The sequence below is a fragment of the Nocardiopsis sp. NPDC055879 genome (assembly GCF_053615935.1).
On sequence record NZ_JBSHCT010000017.1, the window covers coordinates 26,866 to 48,611 of the forward strand.

At 68.2% G+C, this 21,746-nt stretch carries 19 protein-coding genes and 1 pseudogene; 9 read left to right on the forward strand and 11 right to left on the reverse strand.

The annotated features are described in order from the left end of the window. Positions 1–259 precede the first annotated feature (259 nt). Positions 260–922: a histidine phosphatase family protein gene (locus ACWGKS_RS20405; protein ID WP_358509583.1), complete on the reverse strand. Its 663-nt coding sequence runs from the start codon at positions 920–922 to the stop codon at positions 260–262. 140 nt (positions 923–1,062) lie between these two features. Between ACWGKS_RS20405 and ACWGKS_RS20410 the strand changes: the two genes are divergently transcribed. Together ACWGKS_RS20410 and ACWGKS_RS20415 are read left to right on the forward strand one after the other, a co-directional pair. Beyond that, a complete protein-coding gene (locus tag ACWGKS_RS20410; protein WP_358509586.1) occupies positions 1,063–1,746 on the forward strand; it encodes a GntR family transcriptional regulator in 684 nt (227 codons plus the stop codon). Positions 1,747–1,826: 80 nt separating this feature from the next. Then, positions 1,827–3,137, forward strand: coding sequence for an MFS transporter (locus tag ACWGKS_RS20415; protein WP_358509589.1), 1,311 nt, complete (start codon positions 1,827–1,829; stop codon positions 3,135–3,137). 68 nt (positions 3,138–3,205) lie between these two features. Here the strand turns inward: ACWGKS_RS20415 and ACWGKS_RS20420 are convergent, their stop codons facing one another. Both ACWGKS_RS20420 and ACWGKS_RS20425 read right to left on the reverse strand, forming a co-directional pair. Beyond that, positions 3,206–4,300, reverse strand: a complete 1,095-nt coding sequence (locus ACWGKS_RS20420; protein WP_358509592.1) for a cytochrome P450 family protein — start codon at positions 4,298–4,300, stop codon at positions 3,206–3,208. Next, complete coding sequence (locus ACWGKS_RS20425; RefSeq protein WP_358509594.1) at positions 4,282–5,607, reverse strand: cytochrome P450 family protein; 1,326 nt, start codon at positions 5,605–5,607, stop codon at positions 4,282–4,284. The genes ACWGKS_RS20420 and ACWGKS_RS20425 overlap by 19 nt, the downstream gene beginning before the upstream one ends. Before the next feature lie 209 nt (positions 5,608–5,816). Here ACWGKS_RS20425 and ACWGKS_RS20430 point away from each other — a divergent pair, with 209 nt between their 5' ends. After that, positions 5,817–6,611: an SAM-dependent methyltransferase gene (locus ACWGKS_RS20430; RefSeq protein WP_358509597.1), complete on the forward strand. Its 795-nt coding sequence runs from the start codon at positions 5,817–5,819 to the stop codon at positions 6,609–6,611. 169 nt (positions 6,612–6,780) lie between these two features. Here the strand turns inward: ACWGKS_RS20430 and ACWGKS_RS20435 are convergent, their stop codons facing one another. Both ACWGKS_RS20435 and ACWGKS_RS20440 read right to left on the reverse strand, forming a co-directional pair. Further along, a complete protein-coding gene (locus ACWGKS_RS20435; protein ID WP_358509600.1) occupies positions 6,781–7,038 on the reverse strand; it encodes a DUF397 domain-containing protein in 258 nt (85 codons plus the stop codon). Then, on the reverse strand, positions 7,025–7,891 hold the full coding sequence (locus ACWGKS_RS20440) for a helix-turn-helix domain-containing protein (protein WP_358509603.1): 867 nt from the start codon (positions 7,889–7,891) through the stop codon (positions 7,025–7,027). Before ACWGKS_RS20440 ends, ACWGKS_RS20435 begins: the two co-directional genes overlap by 14 nt. 231 nt (positions 7,892–8,122) lie before the next feature. Between ACWGKS_RS20440 and ACWGKS_RS20445 the strand changes: the two genes are divergently transcribed. Both ACWGKS_RS20445 and ACWGKS_RS20450 read left to right on the forward strand, forming a co-directional pair. Then, positions 8,123–8,689 carry an ATP-binding protein gene (locus ACWGKS_RS20445; protein ID WP_358509606.1) on the forward strand — a complete coding sequence of 189 codons (567 nt, stop codon included), beginning with the start codon at positions 8,123–8,125 and terminating at the stop codon, positions 8,687–8,689. Positions 8,690–8,797: 108 nt separating this feature from the next. Next, complete coding sequence (locus ACWGKS_RS20450) at positions 8,798–9,079, forward strand: hypothetical protein (protein ID WP_452523540.1); 282 nt, start codon at positions 8,798–8,800, stop codon at positions 9,077–9,079. Positions 9,080–9,485: 406 nt separating this feature from the next. Here ACWGKS_RS20450 and ACWGKS_RS20455 read toward each other — a convergent pair. From ACWGKS_RS20455 to ACWGKS_RS20470, 4 genes and pseudogenes are all read right to left on the reverse strand, one after another. Beyond that, a pseudogene (locus ACWGKS_RS20455) lies at positions 9,486–9,686 on the reverse strand (hypothetical protein); the annotation flags it as partial. A gap of 75 nt (positions 9,687–9,761) precedes the next feature. Continuing rightward, on the reverse strand, positions 9,762–11,726 hold the full coding sequence (locus tag ACWGKS_RS20460) for a caspase, EACC1-associated type (protein WP_358509608.1): 1,965 nt from the start codon (positions 11,724–11,726) through the stop codon (positions 9,762–9,764). Then, a complete protein-coding gene (locus tag ACWGKS_RS20465; RefSeq protein ID WP_358509611.1) occupies positions 11,723–12,115 on the reverse strand; it encodes an effector-associated constant component EACC1 in 393 nt (130 codons plus the stop codon). The genes ACWGKS_RS20460 and ACWGKS_RS20465 overlap by 4 nt, the downstream gene beginning before the upstream one ends. 320 nt (positions 12,116–12,435) lie before the next feature. Beyond that, entirely contained in the window at positions 12,436–12,819 is a 384-nt protein-coding gene (locus ACWGKS_RS20470) for a winged helix-turn-helix transcriptional regulator (protein ID WP_358509614.1), read from the reverse strand. A 113-nt stretch (positions 12,820–12,932) separates the two neighbouring features. Between ACWGKS_RS20470 and ACWGKS_RS20475 the strand changes: the two genes are divergently transcribed. Further along, positions 12,933–13,790 carry an SDR family oxidoreductase gene (locus ACWGKS_RS20475; protein ID WP_358509617.1) on the forward strand — a complete coding sequence of 286 codons (858 nt, stop codon included), beginning with the start codon at positions 12,933–12,935 and terminating at the stop codon, positions 13,788–13,790. A gap of 57 nt (positions 13,791–13,847) precedes the next feature. Here ACWGKS_RS20475 and ACWGKS_RS20480 read toward each other — a convergent pair whose 3' ends face one another. Both ACWGKS_RS20480 and ACWGKS_RS20485 read right to left on the reverse strand, forming a co-directional pair. Beyond that, on the reverse strand, positions 13,848–17,225 hold the full coding sequence (locus tag ACWGKS_RS20480) for a hypothetical protein (RefSeq protein WP_452523543.1): 3,378 nt from the start codon (positions 17,223–17,225) through the stop codon (positions 13,848–13,850). A gap of 161 nt (positions 17,226–17,386) precedes the next feature. Next, positions 17,387–17,908: a hypothetical protein gene (locus ACWGKS_RS20485; protein ID WP_358509622.1), complete on the reverse strand. Its 522-nt coding sequence runs from the start codon at positions 17,906–17,908 to the stop codon at positions 17,387–17,389. A gap of 468 nt (positions 17,909–18,376) precedes the next feature. Here ACWGKS_RS20485 and ACWGKS_RS20490 point away from each other — a divergent pair, with 468 nt between their 5' ends. From ACWGKS_RS20490 to ACWGKS_RS20500, 3 genes are read left to right on the forward strand one after another with little or no spacing between them, the layout of a single operon-like run. After that, complete coding sequence (locus tag ACWGKS_RS20490; protein ID WP_358509625.1) at positions 18,377–19,639, forward strand: ABC transporter substrate-binding protein; 1,263 nt, start codon at positions 18,377–18,379, stop codon at positions 19,637–19,639. Then, complete coding sequence (locus ACWGKS_RS20495) at positions 19,636–20,619, forward strand: carbohydrate ABC transporter permease (protein ID WP_358509628.1); 984 nt, start codon at positions 19,636–19,638, stop codon at positions 20,617–20,619. The genes ACWGKS_RS20490 and ACWGKS_RS20495 overlap by 4 nt, the downstream gene beginning before the upstream one ends. Next, positions 20,616–21,485, forward strand: a complete 870-nt coding sequence (locus ACWGKS_RS20500; protein ID WP_358509631.1) for a carbohydrate ABC transporter permease — start codon at positions 20,616–20,618, stop codon at positions 21,483–21,485. The genes ACWGKS_RS20495 and ACWGKS_RS20500 overlap by 4 nt, the downstream gene beginning before the upstream one ends. Positions 21,486–21,746: the final 261 nt, after the last annotated feature.

The window sequence follows — 21,746 nt, forward strand, 5'->3', positions numbered from 1 at the left end:
CGGCGCGAATATCGTGCGATGTGCGGGTGCGGAGAATGGCGGCCGCTGAGGCAGGTGCGGTCGGCGGGGATTTCTCACGCGAATCGGCGGCGGAAGTGGTGACGGCTTCCGCCCGCCTTGTGCCCGTCATCATGCCACCATTGCTTCGGGCTGTCCGGTCAATGCGCGATGGGTCGACCGAACGTTATGGAAATCTGACCTCGTGTGTCGAGCGCGTGGTGCCGAGTCGTATCAAGTCGACCGTTCCGGTCGATCGGGCTCAGGCGCTGACGGCCTCGCCGGTCGGATCGCTGCCGTCCTGGTTCAGCAGGTGGGCGCCGCCGACCGGGCCGCTGCTCCAACCGAGAAGACGCCAACCCGAGTCGGGGTCGCCCTCGATCTCGACCAGGCCGGTGTTGGCCAGCGGGGTGCGCGCGACCGAGGTGACGTCGATACCGGCGACGCGGGCGCAGGCCCAGGACCGGATCGCGGCGCCGTGGGAGACCACGACGACGTCCTCCCACCCCTGCTCGGCGATCCGACGCACCGCCTCGTCGTAGCGGTCGAAGAAGGCGCGCCCGTCCGAACCACCCGGCATACGCAGGTCCACGTCGCCGCGGGCCCAGGCGAACACCGTGTCCACGTAGGTCCGGTGCGCCGCCGGATCCGCGCCCATCTCCAGCGAGCCGGCCTCGACCTCGCTCACCCCCTCCATGATCACGGCCTCCTTGCCGAAGGCGTCGACCAGTGGAGCCGCGGTGAGGTGGGTGCGCAGCAGCGGAGAGACCACGAGCGCGTCGATCTCGCGCTCCTGGAGCGCGTTCGGCACCGCCGCGGCCTGCCGGTGGCCCAGGGTCGTGAGTCCAGGCCCGGGAGCGAGTGTGTCGAGGAGGCCGGCGACGTTCGAGGGGGTCTGACCGTGACGAAGAAGGGAAAGGCGCATGCCCCCATGGTCGGCCATCGGCGCCGCGAAACCCGAGTACGGGTGAGGTGGGTTTGGTCTCAGCCGCACGGTACCGATTCCACGGCCGAAGCTCCTGGTGTACGACTAGTATCTATGTTGTATCCAACCTGGGAGGTCTCGTGGGCGCGAGTGGTGTCGAAGGGCAAGTGCCGCTGGTCGGAGCGGCCACCGCCCCCGAATCGGCGGCGGGTCGGGCCTACACCGTGGTCCGCGACCGGATCCTCGACGGGGAGTACGAGGACGGCAGCATGCTCAGTGAAGGAGGGATCGCCACGGAACTGGGGATGAGTCGGACCCCGGTGCGCGAGGCCTTCCTGCAACTCCAGGCCGAGGGCTGGATGCGCCTGTACCCCAAGCGCGGTGCCATGGTCCGGCCGGTGCCGCCGCACGAGTTCCGCGAGGTGCTCCAGGCGCGCCAGATCATCGAGTCCGCCGCGGTCCGGAGCGTGTGCGTGTCCAAGAGCCGTTCCAAGCGCCTGGTGCGACGCCTGCGCGAGGTGACCGAAGCGCAAAGGCGTGCCTGGGAGGCGGACGACCTCGCCGCCTTCACACGCGCCGACGTCGAGTTCCACCGGGAGGTGGTCGCGGCCGGCGGAAACTCGATCCTCCAGAACTTCTACCAACTCCTCCAGGACCGCCACCGGCGGATGACCACGCAGTCGATCAGCGATGACACCGACCGGGCGGAACTCGTGCTCGCCCAGCACGCCGGGCTGACGGAGCTCATCGAGGCGGGCGACGCCGAGGGGTTCGCCCAGGCCACCGCCGAGCACCTGAACGACATCCACGGTTCCACCGTGTGACCCCCGCCCCCTGAACCCTCGGACACGAATCCGACCCCGACCCCCTCCCTGACCCCGAAACGCAGGAGGAAACAGCGACCATGGCCACGATCGAGGCCCACAGACCCCGGCCCGCACGCGATCGAAGGAACGCGGACGGGACCGCCCGACGTCGACTTCCCGGGTGGCTCGCCGCCTGCGGGATGCTCGTCGCCGTCGCCTGGGGCGGCAACGAGTTCACGCCGCTGCTGGTCATGTACCGCCTCGACAGCGGCATGAGCGTGCAGGTCGTGAACATCCTGCTCGGCGCCTACGTGCTGGGGATCGTGCCCGCGCTACTGGTCGGTGGCCCGCTGTCCGACCGTTACGGGCGCCGCCCCCTCATGATCCCGGCACCGATCCTGTGCGTGATCGGCAGCGCCCTGCTGGCCTCGGGCCCTGACTCGGTGGCCCTGCTGTTCGCCGGACGCGTGTTCTCGGGACTGGCGCTCGGCCTGGTGATGGCGGTGGGCACGAGCTGGGTCAAGGAACTGTCCCAGGCGCCGTTCGACCCCGAGGCGTCGGCGGGGGCCGGGGCGGTCCGGGCCTCGCTCTCGTTGACTCTCGGGTTCCTGTTGGGGGCCGTGGCCGCCGCCGCCATCGCCCAGTTCTCCCCGTTGTCGGCCGTCCTGCCGTACGTGGTCAACATCGTGCTCACCGTGATCCTGGCGGTGGTCATGCTGGGCGCCCCCGAGACCCACTCTCCACGGGCGCGTGGAGACGGTGCCGCTTCGGGGCGTCTCCTGGACGACATGCTGGTCCCGGCCGCGCTGCATCGCCGGTTCCTACTGGTGGTCGTGCCCATGGCACCGTGGGTCTTCGGCACCTCGGCCACCGCCTACGCGGTCCTGCCCAACCTGGTCGCCCACCGGGTGCCCGGCTACGAGGTCGGCTTCTCCGGACTGCTGTGCCTGGTGGCGTTGGCCTGCGGTGTCCTCAGCCAGCAGGCGGCCAAGTGGGTGGACAACCCGCACTCCTCCCGGGCGGTCGTGCTCGCCCTGGGACTGACCGCGCTCGGCATGGCCCTGGCCGTTCGGGCGGCGAGCACCCTGACCGTCCCGATGGCGCTGGTGGCCGCCGCGGTGCTCGGCGCCGCCTACGGGCTGCTGCTGGTCTCCGGTCTCCAAGAGGTCCAGCGCATCGCGGGGCCCGACCGGTTGGCCGGGCTCACCGCCGTCTACTACTCGCTCGCCTACCTGGGCTTCTTCGTCCCCGCGGCGTTGGCGGGACTGGCCCGCCGGTTCGACTACCCGACCATGTTCGCGGTCGGGGTCGCGCTCGCAATCCTGAGCGTCGTGGTGGTGGCGTTGTCGTGGCGCCGCCACCTGCCCACCGCACTCGACCCGGAGGACCTTCGAACGTCCCGGGTCTGACCCGGTCGGGTGTGGACGACCCCGGGCCGATGGACACATGGTCGCGTCCCCGGCCCAGGGCCGGGGGTTCAGGAGGTGCGGACGGGCAGGACGGACCAACCACTGGCCACGATGGAGGGCTCGCGCACGGCCTCCCCGGACAAGGCCAGACCGGGGAAGCGCTCGAAGAGCATCTCCAGGGCGGTCGTCCCCTCCAGACGGGCCAGACCCGCGCCCAGGCAGAAGTGCGGCCCGTAGGAGAACGCCAGGTGGCCGCGCTGCTCGCGGGTCAGGTCGAACCCCTCGGCGTCGGCACCGTGGTGCTTCGGGTCACGCCCGGCCGGGCCGAAGCCCATGAGCAGGGCCTCCCCGGCCGGCACGGTGACGCCGCCCAGGGTGACCTCCTCGGCGGTGTAGCGCAGCGGCAGGTACTGGATGCTCGCGTCCCAGCGCAGGGTCTCCTCCACCACGTCCGACCACGAGGCCCGGCCGGAGCGGACCAGTTCCAGCTGGTCGGGGTGGGTGAGCAGCGCGTACACGGAGTTGCCGATGAGGTTCATCGTGGTCTCGTAGCCCGCGCCGATCATCAAGATGAGCGTCCACACCAGTTCGCTCTGGGAGAGCCGCTCCTCGCCCTCGGCCCGCGCCTCCAACAGGGCGCTGGTCAGGTCGTCACCGGGGTTCTTCGCCTTGGCCGCGGCCAGGTCGGCCAGGAACGTCTGCATCTCGCCGTGGAGGCGGACGGCCTCTTCGGGGGTGGTGCTCGCGTCGAAGACTGTGTGCATCATCCGGTGCAGGACGTCCCGGTGCTCGGGGGCCACCCCGAACAGTTCGGAGATGACGGTGATGGGCAGTGGTAGGGCCAGTGCCTCCTTCAGGTCCACCGTCTCCGTCCCGGCCGCCGTGATCTCCTCCAACAGCTCGGAGGTGATCTCCCGGACCCGAGGCCGCAGCGCCTCCACCCGGCGCGGGGTGAACGCCTGAGAGACCAGTGTGCGCAACCGGCGGTGCCGGTCACCGTCGGCGGTGAGCATGTTGTCGGGCGCCACCCACGACACCAGCGGCCAGTCCATGGGGATCTCGCCGTCGTTCCACGCCCGCCAGTGCCGCAGCTCCTTGCGCACCCCGGGGTGGGCGAGCGCCTCGGTCAGCACCGCGTGGTCGGTCACCGCCCGAACAACCACCCCACCAACGATCTCCACCTCGACGACGGGTCCGAGCTCGCGGAGGCGGGCGGCCTGTCGGGGGAGGTCCTGGGGGAGGAGGACGGGGCGCTGTTCTGCCATGACGGGGTTCCCTTCGAAATGCCGGGTGTGAAGGTGACGGGCAGGGTGGACAGGGCTCGGGCGAACGGCGAGACCCGCCAGTGCGGGGTCGGATCGCTCGGCCGGAGTCGGGGCAGGCGCTGGACCAGTGACTGGACGGCGACCTCGGCGATGGCCTGGCCGAACCCGCGCGCGGGGCAGCGGTGCGGACCCACACCGAAGGCCAGGTGGGCACGGTTGTGCCGTTCGACGTCATCGGAGGCGCCGGCCATCGCGTGGTGCGCCGCGGCGTAACCGAGCAGGATCGGTTCTCCGGCCCTGATCACGCCGCCGCGCTCGACGGGAACGTCCCGGGTCGGGTACAGCACCGGGTAGTTGGTGATCGGTGGTTCGCGCCACAGCACCTGGTCCACGAGCTCGGCCACACCGACCCGGGTGCCGCCGAGGGCACTCGCGGTCTCGGGGTCGGTGAGCAGGACGTGCACGCTGGAGGCGACGAGGTTGGCGGTGGGTTCGGCGCCCGCACCGAAGGTCACCACCATCTGGTGCAGGATCTCCTCGTCGGAGAGCCCCGCCCGGTGCTGGAGAAGCCACGTGGTGATGTCCTCGCCGGGTTCGGCGTGCTTGGCGGAGACGGCGTCGGACAGGGCCCGCTCGTACTCCTGGTTGGCGCGCAGGACGTCGGTCCCGTCCCACAGTTCGCTGATGGAGGTGAGGACCCGTTCGGCCACGTCCCTGGAGAAACCGAACAGGTCGGCCATCACCATGAGGGGCAGCATCCGGGTGTACTCGGCGACCAGGTCGGCCTCGCCCTGTTCGACGAAGGCGTCGATGAGCGCGTCGGCGTGTCGTCGCGTGACGTCACCGACTCGGCTCTCGGGCACTCGCCCCAGGGAGTCCACCACGACCCGCTTGAGCCTGGCATGCTCCTCGCCGTCGGCGTACAACAGGTTGGGGCGGTGGGCCATCATCGCGGCGACGGGGGAGTCGTCGGGGACGCGGCCTTCTCTCCAGTCGCGCCAGAGCCGTGAATCGCGGCGGAAGGTCCGGGTGTCGCGGCACCAGGCCGTGATGGTGGCGTAGTCGGTGACGATCCATGCGTTGACGCCGGGGGCGATCTCCGCGGGGTGAACGCCGCCGTGCTCAGTGGTCAGGTGACGGTGGATCGTGTGGGGGGCGGCGTGGTACTCGGGATCGAACAATCGAGCGTGGGGGCAGGTGGTCACACGTGTCCTGAACTACGTGGGCGGCTGGTGGGCGGGACAAGTGTAAAGGGAGTTTCGGGATTTTTGTCCCATCCCGCGGGTGGTCCCGGAACCGGACACCACCCGTTCCGTTCGATGCGTTGGAATCCCTTGCGGCGTAGGGGTTTGCGTGTGGTGCAGGGTCCGTAGGATCGGAACATCCATGACACGCCGACCGACGATGGGACGCAATGAACGAAAAGGACACGGACATCGACACCACGGTTCCGCATTCGGCCCGGGTGTGGAACTACTGGCTCGGAGGTAAGGACAACTATCCGGTCGACCAAGAAGCGGGGGACCGGTTCCTGAAGGTCTTCCCCGGTATCGCTCGCATGGCGCGCTCCTCACGGTCCTTCCAAGGGCGCGCCGTCCGTCACCTCGCCGGTGAGCGCGGTATTCGCCAGTTCCTGGACGTGGGTACCGGGCTTCCCACCGCCGAGAACACCCACGAGGTGGCCCAGGCGGTGGCTCCGGACGCCCGGATCGTCTACGTGGACAACGACCCGCTCGTCCTCACCCACGCGCGCGCCCTGCTGACCAGCACGCCCCAAGGGCGGACCTGGTACGTGCACGAGGACCTGTACAAGCCCGAAGCCATCCTCGAACAGGCCGGACGACTGCTGGACCTGGAACGGCCGGTGGGCCTGATGCTGATGGGGGTCCTGGGGCACGTCCAAGAGTACGACGAGGCCGTCTCCATCGTGCGCCGGCTCTTGGCGGGCCTGCCCCCGGGCAGTCACCTCACCATCAGCGAGGGCAGCAACGTGCACAGCCAGGAGAACGTTCAGGCCCAAGACGAGTACAACGAGAGCGGCGCGGTCCCCTACATCCCGCGCAGCCCCGAACAGATCGCCGGATACCTGGAGGGTCTCGAACTCCTCGATCCGGGCGTGGTCTCGGTGACCCGCTGGCGACCCGCCGTCGCAGGTGACGAGGGACCCGCTGAGGTCGACCAGTACGGGGGTGTCGGTCGCAAGGTCTGACAGCTGGTAGGGGAGTGGGACGACCCGGCGGGGGTTCCGTCCTAGAGGTGGCCGGCTCTGGCGCCCTTTGGCGATGATCTTGCTCGTAGCGCCCATTTGGGCGCCCGAATGGGAGCTACAAGCAAGATCATCGCAGTTCAGAGCCGGATGTGGGCGGGGTCAGGCCGGGTCAGGGCTGAGGGGCGCGGGCGGTGGTGAGGAAGGCGTCCCACTCGGAGGAAGAGAAGGGGATGTGGCCGTTGGCGGGGTGCTTGGAGTCGCGGATGACTGCGCCGCAGGGGAGTTCGGCCACCTCGACGCAGTTCTGGCCAGCGCCGCTGTAGCTGCTCTTTTGGAATTTGGTGGGGGTGTGTGCAACCTCTACGCACTCCGCGCGGTCGCCGCTGTAGCTGGACTTGAAGAAGGTCAGATCGTCAGTCGTGGACATGCTGTGTGTACGACTCCAGGGTCTGCTGTAGGAACTGAATACTCTCCGCTGGGCGGTGAGCGGCTGCGTTCAGGTTAGAGAAGATCGTTACATATCGCTGTACTGAGGCACTCTCTTGGACAAAGAGGCTGTCCGTCGAGGTCTCGGTGTAGACGATGCTCGGATCGAGCTCGCTAGGGAAGTCCAGGAGAAAGAACGACCCGGATAGCGCTGCATGCATACCAGCCTGAAACGGCAAGACCTGGATGTTCACGTTATGACGCATCGCCATGTTGATCAGGTGCTGAAGTTGTTCCTGCATCACGGACAGGTCGCTCACCTGCCGGTGGAAGGCTGCTTCGTCGATCACCGCCCACAGGTGTAGCGGATTGTGTCTGGAGAGAACGTGCTGACGCTGGATACGAGCGTCGACATGGCGCCTGACTTCTTCATCTGTGTAGGCACCTCCGCCACGGAAGACGGCTTCAGCGTAGTCCGGCGTCTGAAGCAGGCCGGGGATGACCTGGCACTGATACATGCGGATCATCGAAGCCTCAACCTCGAAGTCTGGCAGGGCGTTACCGCCGAACACATCCTTGTACTTTGACCACCAGCCCTTCTCCTTCGACTCCTGAGCCAGTTCTTGGAGGGCGGCGCGTATGTCAGCGGAAGCTCCATAAAGCTCAGCGAGTGCATCGATGTCGCGGGGCTTGACGCGGCGGGCTTCAGCGGACTCGATGTTGCTCAGTGTGGAGGGAGGGACGGAAGCTTCCTTGGCGGCTGCGGAGAGTTGGAGGCCGCGATCCTCTCTCAAGCGGCGGAGTTCCCGGGCGAGCCTTTGTCGTCGCACGGTGGGACTGATCGGATGGTTCATGGGGGAAGCCTATCCAGAAAGTTTTCGTATATCGAGTTTTAGTATTGACAGCATGTATATCGCGATTCATGATGGGGGTGTAGTCAGTGACCAATGGATCACTCAGGGTTCATCTGTCCAGGCTATGCCTTGCCCGTTCCGCGCGTCACGGCCTCCGTGAGACTCCTTCAACGGGTGCTTCGCACGATCCCCCGACTCATGTGTCCAACCATGCCAAGGAGTGTGTTCGTCATGCCTGAAACCGCCTTCGCGCCCACCGTCCCGGTCCCGGTCCCGGGAGAAGCCATGGTGCCGTTGGCCAGCTTCATCCGGCCCTTCCAGCGCCACTACTTCTCCGGTCTCCCGGAGCGTCCCAACTACCGGGCGCGCAGCTACGACTTCGCCGGCGTCCCTGCCCTTATGCCGCTGGTGCGGGCGTTCCTGGACACCTGCGCGGCCACCGAAACAGGCGACTACCGGTACCTGTTCACCCTGCTGGGCAGCGAACTCGCCAACAACGCGCTCCGACACAGCCTGTCCGGACAGCCCGGCGGCACCTACACCCTGCGGGTGCGCCGCGACAAGGAAGGACTCCGCCTGGCCTGCCGCGACCGGGGCGGGCTGTGCACCCGCAACGCCCGCCTGATCCCGGCCCCGGGCGGGCTGAACCTGGGAGCCGAATCCGGGCGGGGCCTGGCCATGGTCGATGCCTTCGCCACCACCTGGGGCGACAACGGCAACGCCGAGTACCGCACCGTCTGGCTCTACCTGGCCTACGACCTGACCGCCGGCGGCTGGAACACCGCCGCCCACAACTGATCGACGTGTCGCAGACATGAGACGGGCCCAGGAGAGCGCGCCAACGCTCTTCCGGGCCCTGAACCCCCAGAAACCAAACAGAGCATGTGTCAGGAAAACGAGGATCTGATGAACCACCCTATCCCCGCACCCCGTCGCCCCGTGGACACCCGCCCCACCAACTCCACCGGCACGACCTTCACCCCCACCCCACCGCGCCCGACACCCACCACCGGCCCGGCCTGCGCTACCTGCACCCACCGCACCTGCCGCACCCAACGCGCCCGCACCCTGCCCCGCCTGGGCGGACACCGCTCCGAGTACGCCCGCGAACACGCCCAAGCCGCTCAGATCCAGGCCCAGAACAGCCACCTGCTCATCTACTTCGGCGAAGCCACCCAGTCCTTCTAGATCGCCACCCCCTCCGGCCTGGCCGAGGTGCCCGACGCCGCGACCCTCGCCCGACTTCTGACCCTCGACCCCGTTCCTACGGCCCTACCTGAATCCGACGAACCCGAACCTGAACCCGGTCCTGATCTGACCCTCCCCGTACCCGGGCCGGGCGATGCCGGCGCGCATCACCCGGCCCGGGGAAAGCCCGGGGCATCCCGTTGTACCGGCCACCATCTCGCACCCTGAATCAGGGTGCCGTCAGAAGCAGCCCAGATATGGGACGACCTCACGAGGCCAACAACAGGCGGCCCTGATCTCGCGGTGGTTTCGTGATGCCACGGCCATCGATGCTCTGTCCAGGGACAACCACATCTCCCAAGCCACCGGCTACCGCTGGATCGTTGATGGAGGTTTGGTGTCCTGGTCAGTCGTCGTAGGCGATCAGCGACCGCTTGACCGGGGCACCGGTCAGCCAGTTGTGCCAGATCGATGCGTTTAGCGCGCAGATTTTCTGGCACACCCGGGCCCACAACCCCTCGGTGGTCCGGGCACGGTGCCGCTCCAGGCCGAGCTGGTCCTTCAACGTCTAGATGATCGCCTCGATGCACTGGCGTAGCCAACCGGGAACCCCCCGAAGGGACCTGACCACGTTTCCTCTCCGGCCCCAGAACCCGGTCACCTACCCGAAGGGCTTTCGGGATCAGCCAAGACTGACGGCGAGCGAGTAGAGGCGGGTCGTCTGAGCGTCGCGCCCGTTGTTGTCGGAGACGAGATAGAGGGTGCGCCGGCCCTTGTACGGCCCTTCCTCCACCTCAGGGCCCAGAGCCATGCCCTCGACGTTGTCCAGGATCTGGTTCGGCTGGGTCTGCTTGGAGACGATATCGCCCTCGGGGCAGTCAGCCATGTCGAAGAGGAGTTTCTTCTGCGTGAGTAGGTCGACGGTGTCCTTGCGCAGAGCCATGCCGGTCACGTCTGGTGACTCGCCGAGGTCCACTTCATAGACGCGGATGCTACTCCCAAGCCCGGTGAGGTGGCCACGTTCGAGGGCGAGCAGGCGGTTCTCGTCGATCGCGACCAGCTCCACGAGATAGAGGCCCACTTCTGTCCGGTATCCGTACTGGCTGTCGAGCTCGTATTCGCCTCCGGGCTCGCCCCGATAGCGCTGGACACGTAGTTGGTGGCGTCCGTGTACGTCTTCGTCACTGAGTAGTGGGCCCTCCAAAGCCGTGTACAGGTAGTCCCCGTCGGGGGTAACGGTGAGGGATTCGAGATTGCGCCCGCGTTGCGCTTCTCCGTCCGGGGCGGGACGGAAACTTTCTGGGAGAGGGAGCTGGTCGCCTATCTGCTTGCCGTCATCGATTCCGAACCGGCGGATGGAGGGTTGGCCCTCCGCGGCGACCAGGATGGTTTCGCCGCCATTTTCGATGACCAACCCCTCGCCGTCGAATTCGTCGAACTGCTCGCCGTCCGGCCCGTACAGCGCCGTCATGCCGGTGACAGTGGGCTCCAGGTCCTCTGCGTCTCCGAGTGTGAGGGTGAAGAACTGGGCGGGCTCATTGTCGCGGAGGACGAGTGCCTGGGAGTCGTCCCCTGTGAGGGCGAGGGCGGAGAGGCCTGCGACCGGACTCCCCATGTACTCGTTCTGGGGTGGCTGATCGAGTTCATCCGAGACAGCGAGGAGTTGTGCCCGACCCTCCTCATCACAGGGGCCGGGGATCGGTGCGGTACCGGAGAGCGGATCGTTCCATTCGCGCACTTGATAGCCGCTCACAACCCCAAGAGCGAGACCGAGGAGCAAGGCGGTGGTGGCTGCGATGAACATCGTGCGGCGTGACGCGGTCGCGGCGGGCTGCGGGCCGGGAGGCGGGTTCTGCCGGTTGCGGACGAAGAATAGGTTTCCAACACCGTTCTCATCCAGTCGTTGTGGCTCAGGAAGGCCTTTCTTGAGCAGTCTCCTTTTGAGCAGGGCATAGACCTGGTTGAGAGTGAGTAGTTCTTCTTGCCTGACCTCAGGATCACCGTGGGCGAGAACATCGATGAGTGCCCCGGTGAAGGCGGTGTGTACAGATCGCGGAGGAGCCTCGGCCTTCTCCTTGTCAGTGGTGGAGGTCAGTACGTAAGAACCTTCGATCTCGACCTGCCGTTTGTCCGGAACGGTCGTTCCGGCGCCGGCCATCGCTCCGTCCAGCGCTTTGCCGCTGTAGCAGCAGTCAAGGATCACGATTCGCCGTTTGACGCTTTCTCTGGAATCCCTGAGAATCTCGCGGAGTACCCCATATGTGAGCGAGGTTTCCCTGTGACCGTGCACCGAAGTCGTGAGTGTCAGAAAGAGTTGGTCGTCACCGAACTCCAAGAGACCGTGTCCGGCGTAGTAGACAAGTAAGGTGTCTTCGGCCTGCTCTGCGGCTTCACGCACGGGACCGGTCAGATCGCCCGCTCGGGAGGGGTTCCGCACCACCCAGATCCGATCATTGGGGATTCCCCAGATGTCCGGGTCCGTCAAGATGCCTTTGAGGTCATCCAGATTCCGTTCCACGGACCTCAGGATCGGCAGATCCTGATAGTCATCGACTCCGATCAGGATGCACGCCGACCGTGTCGGATCCAGCCGACCTGGCCCGTTCTCCGCCGTGTCCAGCGGCTCCGAGGGCGTCTGTGCCGTCATTCCTCTTCCTCCCCTTCCTCCCCGGGGTCGTCCTCCTCGCTCAGTTCTTCGAGGGCACGTAGAACCGTGGACATGTCACGGAGCTCTACCTCGGTGAGGGTGATCTTGATGTCACCTCGCTCAAGCGTGAACGAGCAACGCGAGGGGTAGGCGCGGCGCCAGGACGCGATCGCCACGGCGAGCGCACCGTATTGGGCCACGGCGTCGAAGGCGAACTGGACAATTTCAAAGGTACCGCCCATGGTGTCCGGTCGTTCGGGGGTTTCGACCGTTTGTTCCATCGCGATGCCCGCGGTGCGCAGTTCTCCCCCCTTCGCCTTCAACCAACGATGTAGCGATGTGAGCTCGGTGATGTTGTTCGGACCGTGAACTGACAGTTGGACGTTCATGCCGTACCCCATGGATTCTGGTTCGGTGCTGAGTGTCTACATCGCTGGTCTGAGCTGGACCAGGGCCGAAAGTGGGAGGGCTGAGGTGGAAGCTGCCGGAACCGATGGCTACCTTCACAACGAAGGAGGCCGTACCTACGTTCCCTGACTCCAGGATACGGAGAAACAACGCGGGAATCGGATCCTTCATGAAGGAGAGTGATAGAAATTGGCGTGCGGCTGTTTTGGTTCTATTGTTTGAGTGCTTCTTGGGGTCCGTAACGGAAGGAGTGGTCCGAAAAATCTCTTGTGAGTCAGGGGGCTCATGTGTAAGCCGTTGTTCACTCCTCCCGCTGCTCGGAGTACTCGCCCGCCCATTCCAGGAGGGGGATGAGCAACGCGGTCACCTCTTCGCCGGGGGCGGTCAGTCCGTACTCCACGTAGGGCGGGACCACCGGGCGCGAGTCACGATGGACCAGGCCGTCCGCCTCCAGGGTGCGCAGCGTCTGGGCGAGCATCTTCTCGCTGATGACGGCGATGCCGTGGCGCAGTTCGCTCCACCGGCGCGGCCCCTCGGACAGGGCGACCAGGACCAGCAGCCCCCACTTGCCGGTGACGTCGCGGATCAGGGCGCGGGAGGGGCAGTCGCTGCTCAGGATGGGGCCCCCGATCAGGGGAAGCGCGCGCCGGCCCACGGCCTCTTCTTCGGTTTCCGTTCGACTCATGATCACAACTTACCAAAAGGTGCGTACCCCACCCAAGGAATGTGGTGTCGGCCGGTGCCGTTGTCGATCGACAGGACACACCGTCCCCAACCGTCACAGAACAGAGGAACAGCATGTCCGTCGTCGTCACCGGTGCCACCGGCCACCTGGGCCGCCTCGTCGTCGAATCCCTCCTGGAGCGCGGCCTGCCCGCGGGTGAGATCACCGCGACCGGCCGTGACACCACCAAGCTGGCCGACCTGGCCGAGCTCGGTGTCGCCACCGCGCGCGCCGACTTCGAGGACCCCGCCTCCCTGCGCGCCGCCTTCGCCGGGGCCGACACCCTCCTACTGGTCTCCGGCAGCGAGGTCGGCGAGCGCGCCCGCCAGCATCGCAACGCCATCGAGGCCGCCAAGGAGGCCGCTGTGGGCCACATCGCCTACACCAGCGTCCTTCGGGCCGACCGGAGCGCACTGTCCCTGGCCCCCGAACACAAGGCGACCGAGCAGATCCTCGCCGAGTCCGGTCTGCCCCACACGCTGCTGCGCAACGGCTTCTACAGCGAGGTCTACGTCAATCAGTTGGAGCAGGCGCGCGAGCACGGTGCCGTGGTCGGCAGCGCGGGTGAGGGACTCCTGTCCAGTGCCTCGCGGGCGGATTACGCCGAGGCCGCCGCCGTGGTCCTGCTCGACCCCGCCGCGCACGCCGGCGCCGTATACGAGCTGGCCGGTGACCAGGCCTGGACCTACACCGACCTGGCGGCGGCCATCGGGGAGGTCCTGGGTCGTGAGGTCGCCTACAACGACCTGAACGAGGAGCAACACCGCAAGGTGCTCACCGGAGCGGGCCTGGACGAGGCCACGGCGGAGTTCGTCGTCGGCCTGGACACCTCCGCCCGGGAGGGTGAGCTGTACGGCGAGCCGGGCCATCTGTCCAAGCTGATCGGCCGGCCCACCACCCCGATCGTGGACACCCTGCGCGCCGGCGCCTGATCCACGTCAGCCCGACCGGGGCCGCCCCGGAACGACGTCCTTCCGGAGCGGCCCCGGTCAGGCGGGGGAGGGGACCTCGGTGCGGGAGCGGTGGAGTTCCAACAGGAGCCGGGTGGTGTCGGCGTCGCGCTCGACCCCCGGGCGCCCCCGTCCCCGCAGCAGGTCGATGGCCTCCTCCACCCGTCCCGACTCGGCCAGGTGGCGGGCCAGCCGCCGCCTGGCCCTGACGTCGTTCCGCGCCAGGCGGCGCAGCCGGCGCACCCGCCCCAGGCGCGCGTAGGCGTCGGCCAGCGCGGCGCCGATCTCCTCGGCGCGGTGATCGAAGCCCAGTTCGAGGGTGCGCAGCGCGCGATCGGGGTGCCCATCGGCCGTCTGGGCGTCGGCCAGGGTCAACGCCGCGCCCGCGTCACCCTGCTTGGCGCGCCGCTCCAACTCCTGCCACCGGCCCAGGTCGCGCAGGACCACGGCGAGCCGGCGCCCGGCCCACTCGCGCCCACGGTCGGCCTGACGACGCAGCTCCGGCAAGGCCGCCTCCGGCCTGCCGTCGCCCAGGTGCAGGTCGATGATCTTGGCGTCGATGCTCCACAGGTGCGTGCCGACCTGTTCGCGGTGCCGGTCCTTGATCTCCTCCAAAACCTGGACGGCCTTCTCGGTGTCGCCCGCGCGGGCGTACAGGTCGGCCTGGCCCAGGAACGCCCAACAGTGCTCCCTGACCTGGTAGGACTCCAGGACCCGGGCGGCGCCGGCCAGGTCCCCGCGGGCGATGAGCGCCGGGGCCAGACGCTGGGCCGACCACCAGTCACCCCGCTCCGCGCGGGCGGTCAACGCCGACAGGTTCCCCTCCTCGGCGAGCGAGGACGCCAACCGTTCCGAACTCCACCAGTCGCCTTCGGCCGCACGCGCGGCCAGCCCCTCCAGGTCGCCGCGCTCGGCCAGCAGTGCCGCCAGGTTGTGCGCGGCGTGCCAGCGGGGCGCGTCGGCCAGGGCCGAGGTTCCCAACCGCTCCAGCGCGTGCGCGGCGGTCCACAGCGCTCCGTCCGGCACATGGTGCAGGGTCGGCAGCCGCGCGACCTGGGCGGCCGGATCCTCCCACCCGCCGCGGTCGGCCATGGTGGCCAGTTCCCCGGTGGCGCCACAGGCGGACAGGGCGTCGGCCAACCGTTCGGTGACGACGTGGTCACCGGTGGCCGCCAACAGGCGCACCTGGTCGAGTTCGCCGCGTTCGACGAGGTCGTCGGCCCACCGAATGCGTGCCGGGTGGCTGCCCTCGCGCGCCAGGTCGCGCAGCCGCCGTCGCCCGCCGCGTTCGGTGAGCACGTCGGCCAACCTGACCTCGGCGGTGGAGCTCTCCCGTTCGGTGACCAACCGGTGCAGCGCCTCCACGTCACCGCGCTCGGCGTACAACTCGACGAGGTTGTGCAACTCCACGCTCTCGTCCAGGCGCCGCCCCTGGGGGTCTCCGCCCTGCCCCGCCGCCCCGTACAGGCTCTGGACGTGCGCGGTCAGCCGGGCGATCTCGACGTCGTCGGCGAGGTGGTCGCGAACCAGGGGGTGATGGAACCACCAGGCCGACCCGTGTCCGCGCACCAGGCCTGCCTCGCCGAGCCGGTCGACGAATCGGTCCAGCCGCAGGGGCAGCCGCCCGCGCGCGGCCAGGAGCAGGTGGCTCACCCGGAAGCGGAACCAGGGCCACAGCCCGAACGGGTGGGCACAGGTGAGCGCGCACACCAGGAACGCCGAACAGGCGACCGACAGGGGACCGGCCACGCTCGGGACGGCCCAGGCGGCGACCGCGAAGCACACCCCGCCGAACAGACCGAACCCGAGACCGAGCCGCAGGGCGGCGGCCGGCGCGTCGCCGGGACCGACGTCGATCGGAGGACCGTTGCGGGGCCGGTTCAGCAGGCCCTGGACGAACCCGAGCACGACACCGAACAGGGCACCCAGCAGCGGCCCCATCGTCCCGCCGACCACCGCGACGCCGACGAGGGTTCCGTACGTCAGGGCCGAGAGCGCGTGCGCGGGGCGATCCCACTCCATCCCCCGGGTGTTGTCCTTCGGGTGCCCCTCCGTGCACAGGTCGGTGTTGCGCCACAACGGGGAGAACACGCCCAGGGCACCGAGGACGAGGAGCGCGGCCAGCGCGATCGGAGACTCGGGGGAGGCGCCGACGGCGCCCGTGCCCAGGACCGGGGCGGCGAGCGCGGCGATGGTCACCGCCGTCAGGGCGGGCAGCAGGGCGTGGGTGAACCACCGGGGCACCAGCCCGACGTGCATGCGCCACCAGTGGAAGCGCTGCCGCCCGGTGAAGTACAGGTGGTAGGCCAGGTGCGCCGCCCACCCGCGGGCGCGCCCCGGGTCGATGTCGTCGTCATCGAAGGCCTGTCGGAGGCGTTCGTGGACCAGGTGGCGCAGCGGGGAGGAGCGTTCGGCGACCTCCGCCAGTTCGGCCGGTTCGGTGCCCGGTGAGCGATGGACGACGCGGGCCAGGTCCAGGGCCAGGGGCGAGCGCAACGCGTGGGCGAGGGGGCCGCGGCGGTGGTGTTCGAGCCGCTCCACGACCGGTGCCCACCGGGGCTCGTCGACGGCGATGCCCGGGGCGGGTTCGGTGTCGGTGAGGAGGTCGAGCGCTTCGGAGGGCTCGACCGGGGCGAGCGTGATCCGGGCGAAGCCGGGCAACGCGTGGGGCGAGAGCCGTTCGAGGGCCGCGAACTCCCGTGTGCGACAGGTGAGGACCACAGGGGCGCCGAGGGCGCCGAAATCCTCGATCGCGGCCAGGGCGGTGGGACGCCAGGCCGGTCGGACCCGGTCCAGGCCGTCCAGAACCACGAGGACGCGCCCTTGGTGGATGAGCGTGTGGAGTTCCCGCTCCGAGGGCGGATCGGTGCCGGGATGGAACCCGCGACGGGTGGTCCGGGCGGCGTGCAGGGCCACGTCCTCGTTTGCCTCGGGGTTCCAGACACCCAGGTCCAGGACGAGCGCGTGCCGTTCGGGGTCGCGTTGGGCGAGCCGTCGGGCCAGGGTGGTGGCCAGGTAGGACTTGCCGGAGGCGGGTTCGCCCAGCACGAGCAGGTGGGGACGATCGAGGTCCTCGAACACGGCGTCGATGTCGTGGAGGGAACCCTCGCGGGCGGATTCGTCCGGAGAGGTGAAGACGGAACGGAGCGGGTGGGCCGGTGCGGGCCCGGGATGGTGCGGCCCGAGGCCTTCCGGCTCTCGTGGGCGGTCGTCGGTATCGGCACCGGCCCGCGGCGACCGGCGCGGGCCCACGACGGCCCAGGCCGTGTAGGCCGCCACCGCGGCCGCGGCGACCCACACGGCGGGTTCGCCACCGGGTGTGATGGCCTCCCCCTCCAAGAGGAAGGGGCCGGCCGTGAGGACACCCGCGAGGATCGCGCCGAAGGCGATCCGGGTCTTCTTCCCCGCTTCGCGCATGGGGCACATTATGTACCGATCGAGGCGACCCTATCGGGGTGGTTCCGATTATTGGTCGCACAATCGCGACCTAGCGTGGTGCGGAGGTCATGGGTGGGACTTCTGGGGCGCGAGTTCCCTTTTCGGCGGTGGACGATGCTTCGTCCGAGGACGTTTCGGACTCAGCACTCCGGTGGAAAGTCGTCGGGGCTGATGACGGTTCCCTCGTCGCTTTCGTGGGTGCCCAGGAGCACCCCGTCCTCGGCGGCCAGGGTGTCGGTGTCGAAGCGCAGGGACGCGATGTCGTTCTCCCGGTCGTCCTCCGCCCCCTTCGCCGAGGTCACGCCCAAGGTGTACTCGGTGTCCGCGCCCTCGGGGACGACCCGGTAGGCGGGAGCCCCTGATTCGTCGGTGATGTCCCAGGCCTCGCCGGGGGCGGACAGGTCCACCTCCACCGGGCTCTCCGAGAACTCCTCGTTGGCGGTCAGCCGCCACCGGTGATCCTCCGAGGACAGGTCGATGCGCGCGGGAGGGCTCTCCCCGCACCAATCGATCAGGATGACGGGGAAGTGGTGGCGGGCGGAGAAGTGGCCGGTGGCCACGGCCCCCACGGCACCGCCGTCGGCGCCGCACGAGGTCAGCAGCAGGGCGGTCAGCGGCAGGGCGGCCAGTCGTGGTGTGGTGGCTCTGTCGATGGCGGACATGCCGCGATTGTGCCAAGGTTCGTGCCCCCGAGGTGGGCCGGTTCCGGCGCGCGGTGCCGCCCTCGCGAGGGAGAGCACAGGTCAGGGTGGGCCTGGGTGCCGTTCGTGATGTGGGGTCGGCTTCGGCGTGTCTTCCGGAGACCTTCCCGGCCATGCCCTTCCGTGTGCCCGGGGAAGACGTGAACGAGAAAAGGATATTCGGTATTTTGTGGGTCGAATGTCCAATAATTCGGACTGAGTGGTCCGATGTTCTGATCCGGTCGATCGGAGCGTTATCGAAAGGTCGCGTGAAGTTTTGTCTCGGTGATCGAGTCTCCTGTCAGGTCACGCCTCGGATTCGGATTCGTCCGCCTCTTGACCCTGATCGACCTGGATGCGAAAGATGGCACCGCAGTCAACTTCTGTGATGTGGGACACGAGGGGCGGGAAGCGGTCGTGGGACGGCCCGCCTCTACGAGAGGACAACTCATGCGTGCACGAGGGTGGTCGGTCGCGGCGGGGGCACTGGGTCTGGTGCTCATGGCTTCGGCGTGTGGCGACGGCGGTGATGGCGGCGGTGCCCAGGTCGAAGTGTTCTCCTGGTGGACCGGCGGCGGCGAAGAGGCGGGCCTGAACGCCCTCATCGAGCAGTTCGAGGAGGACAACCCCGACGTCGAGTTCGTCAACGCGGCGGTGGCCGGTGGTTCGGGCACCAACGCCCAGGCGGTCCTGGAGGGGCGCCTGCAGAGCCAGGACCCGCCGGACTCCTTCCAAGGACACGCCGGAGCCGAACTCCAGGACTACATCGAGGCCGGATACCTGGCCCCGATGGACGACTTCTTCGACGAACAGGGGCTGCACGACGCGCTTCCAGACCAGCTCGTCGAACAGATCACCTACGACGGGTCCGTCTACTCGGTGCCGGTGAACATCCATCGCTCCAACGTCATGTGGTTCAACCCCGGGGTGCTGGAGGAGGCCGGGGTGGACGCCCCGCCCGAGACCCTGGACGAACTCCTCGAAGCGCTGGAGGCGGTCTCGGAGGAGACCGACGTCATCCCCATGGCGGTGGGCGCGCAGTGGACCGTCTCCCATCTGCTGGAGTCGGTGCTGCTGGCCTCGCTGGGCCCCGAGGGCTACAACGCGCTGTGGGAACCCGGCGCCTCCTGGGACACCCCCGAGGTCGCCGACGCCCTGGGCACCTTCGAGGAGATCATGGAGTACACCCAGGAGGAGTCGGCGGCCGAGGACTGGCAGGAGGCGGCGCGTCGCGTCTCCGACGGCGAGGCCGCCTTCAACATCATGGGGGACTGGGCCGCCGGTTACTTCGACGAATTGGGAGCGCTCCCCGGCGAGGACTACGACTGGGCCGCGTCCCCGGGCACCGACGGCACCTACATGTGGCTCTCCGACAGCTTCACCCTGCCGGTGGGGGCGCCCAACGAGGAAGCGGCGATGACCTGGCTGGAACTGGTCGCGAGCCAGGAGGGCCAGGACACCTTCAACCCGCTCAAGGGTTCGATCCCCGCACGCGAGGACGCCGACCCGGCCCGCTACGCCGACAGCCCCTACCTGGAGTCGGCGCTGGAGGAATGGCAGTCCGGCCCCGAACTCGCGGGCTCCTTCTGGCACGGCGTGACCGTCGGCAATCGCTGGAAGAACGACATCGACACCGCCGTCGGCCTGTACCTCGGCGACGGTGACACCGAGGCGTTCAACGCCGCACTGAACGAGGCCGCGCAGTCCGAATGAGCAACTCGAACAACCCGCCCGGGGTCGCACCGCGCGACCCCGGGCGCACCACCGCGCCCGCGCGCCCGAGCAGGGTCCGTCGGGCGTTGACCCGTGCCCGCACCTGGCTGCCCGGACTCCTGCTGGTCTCCCCGTCGATCCTGCTCATCGGGGTGTTCGTCTACGGCATGATCGGGTGGAACACCCGGTTGGCGCTCAGCGACAAGCACGCGCCGATCCAGGACGGGGAGTTCGTCGGTCTCGTCAACTTCGTGGCCCTGTGGCAGGAGGCCCGTTGGCCGGCGGCCGTGGGCAACGCGATCGTCTTCACCGTGGTCTTCGTCGGCGGCGCGCTGTTCATGGGCTGGCTCCTGGGGCTGCTCCTGGACAAGGGCATCCGCGGCGAGGCGGTCTTTCGCACCCTGTTCCTGGCACCGATGGCGGTTTCCTTCATCGCCACCGGTGTGGTGTGGCGCTGGCTGATGAACCCCGCGCCCGCCGAACGCGCCACCGGGCTCAACGCGCTGTTCGTCCACTTCAACCTGGACTTCCTGGTCAACGACTGGTGGACCGCGCCGGACCTGGGCATGGCGGCCATGGCGCTGCCCGCGATCTGGCAGTTGGCCGGGTACATCATGGCGTTGTTCCTGGCCGGCTTCCGCGGTGTTCCCGAGGACCTGCGCGAGGCGGCCCGCGTCGACGGATGTTCCGAATGGGGCGTGTACCGGCACGTGGTCATGCCCCAACTGCGGCCGGTCCTGCTCAGCGCGATCATCATCCTGGGCCACATGTCGTTGAAGGTGTTCGACCTGATCATCGCGATCGCCGGGCAACAGATCATCGCCGACGTCCCGGCCGTGTACATGTGGGCGATGGTCTTCGAGGTCCGTGACCCGGCCAAGGGAGCCACCATCGCCTCCTACCTGTTGTTCGCGGTGGCGGTGTTCGTCATCCCCTACCTGGTGTGGACCGTGCGCAAGGAACGGAGCGAGGGCCGATGACCCAGAGCGCACCCGAACGGGTGATCGCGCCCGGAGGCGGGGTCGCCGGCACCACGCGGCGCGGACAGGCGGTCAAGTTCACCGTCCTGTTCGCCCTGGCGGTGCTGTTCCTGCTGCCGATGTACGTACTGCTGGTGACCGGGTTCAAACCCTTCGAGGAGGCCACCGCGGCCCGGGCCTGGTCGCTGCCGCAGGTCTGGAGCGTCGAGGGATGGGCCACGGCCTGGGAGGCCCTGGCCCCGGGGATGTACAACAGCGTCCTGGTGGCGGTGCCCAGCGCCGCCATCTCGGCGGTGTTGGGCTCCATGAACGGGTTCGTCATGGCGCGCTGGCGGTTCCCCGGCGCGGACACGGTGTTCACGCTGTTCCTGTTCGGGATGTTCATCCCCTACCAGGCGGTGATGATCCCGCTCCAACAGATGTTGGTGAGCGCGAACCTCATGGGCGGGGTGCTACCGCTGATCCTGGCGCACACCGTCTACGGCATCCCGATCTGCACGCTCATCTTCCGCAACTACTACGCGAGCATCCCCCAGACGCTCATCGAGGCGGCCAGGGTGGACGGCGCGGGCATGTTGCGCACCTACGCGTCGGTGGTGCTGCCGGTGTCGGCGCCGGCCTTCGCGGTCACGCTGATCTGGCAGTTCACCTCCGCCTGGAACGACTTCCTGTTCGCGGTCTTCCTCACCGGTCCCAACAGCTGGCCGGTGACGGTGCAGCTGAACAACGTGGCCGGGTCGATGGTGGTGCCCTACAACCAACAGATGGCGGCGGCGGTCCTGGCGTCGCTGCCGACGTTGATCGTCTACCTGGTCCTAGGCCGCTACTTCATGCGCGGTCTGATGGCCGGGGCGCTCAAGGGCTGATCCACGCACGGGCGTCGTCTCCGATCACGGGAGGCGACGCCCGTTGTCCTTTTCGGTGGAAAAAAGGGGAATGTGAATTCCCGTGTTCGTGCCATTGTGGTTTTATTCGTCGCTGATCGGTGGACCGAAACCGTCCGTTCGAGTATCGGTCTTGCGCGGGACCCCTGCTTCGGAGAAGATCTTCCTGATCATCCTCCGTGTCGCGCGTGAGGGAGGGGATCGTTTCCGTGAAACGTGCACGAAATGCGAAAGGAAGGTGGA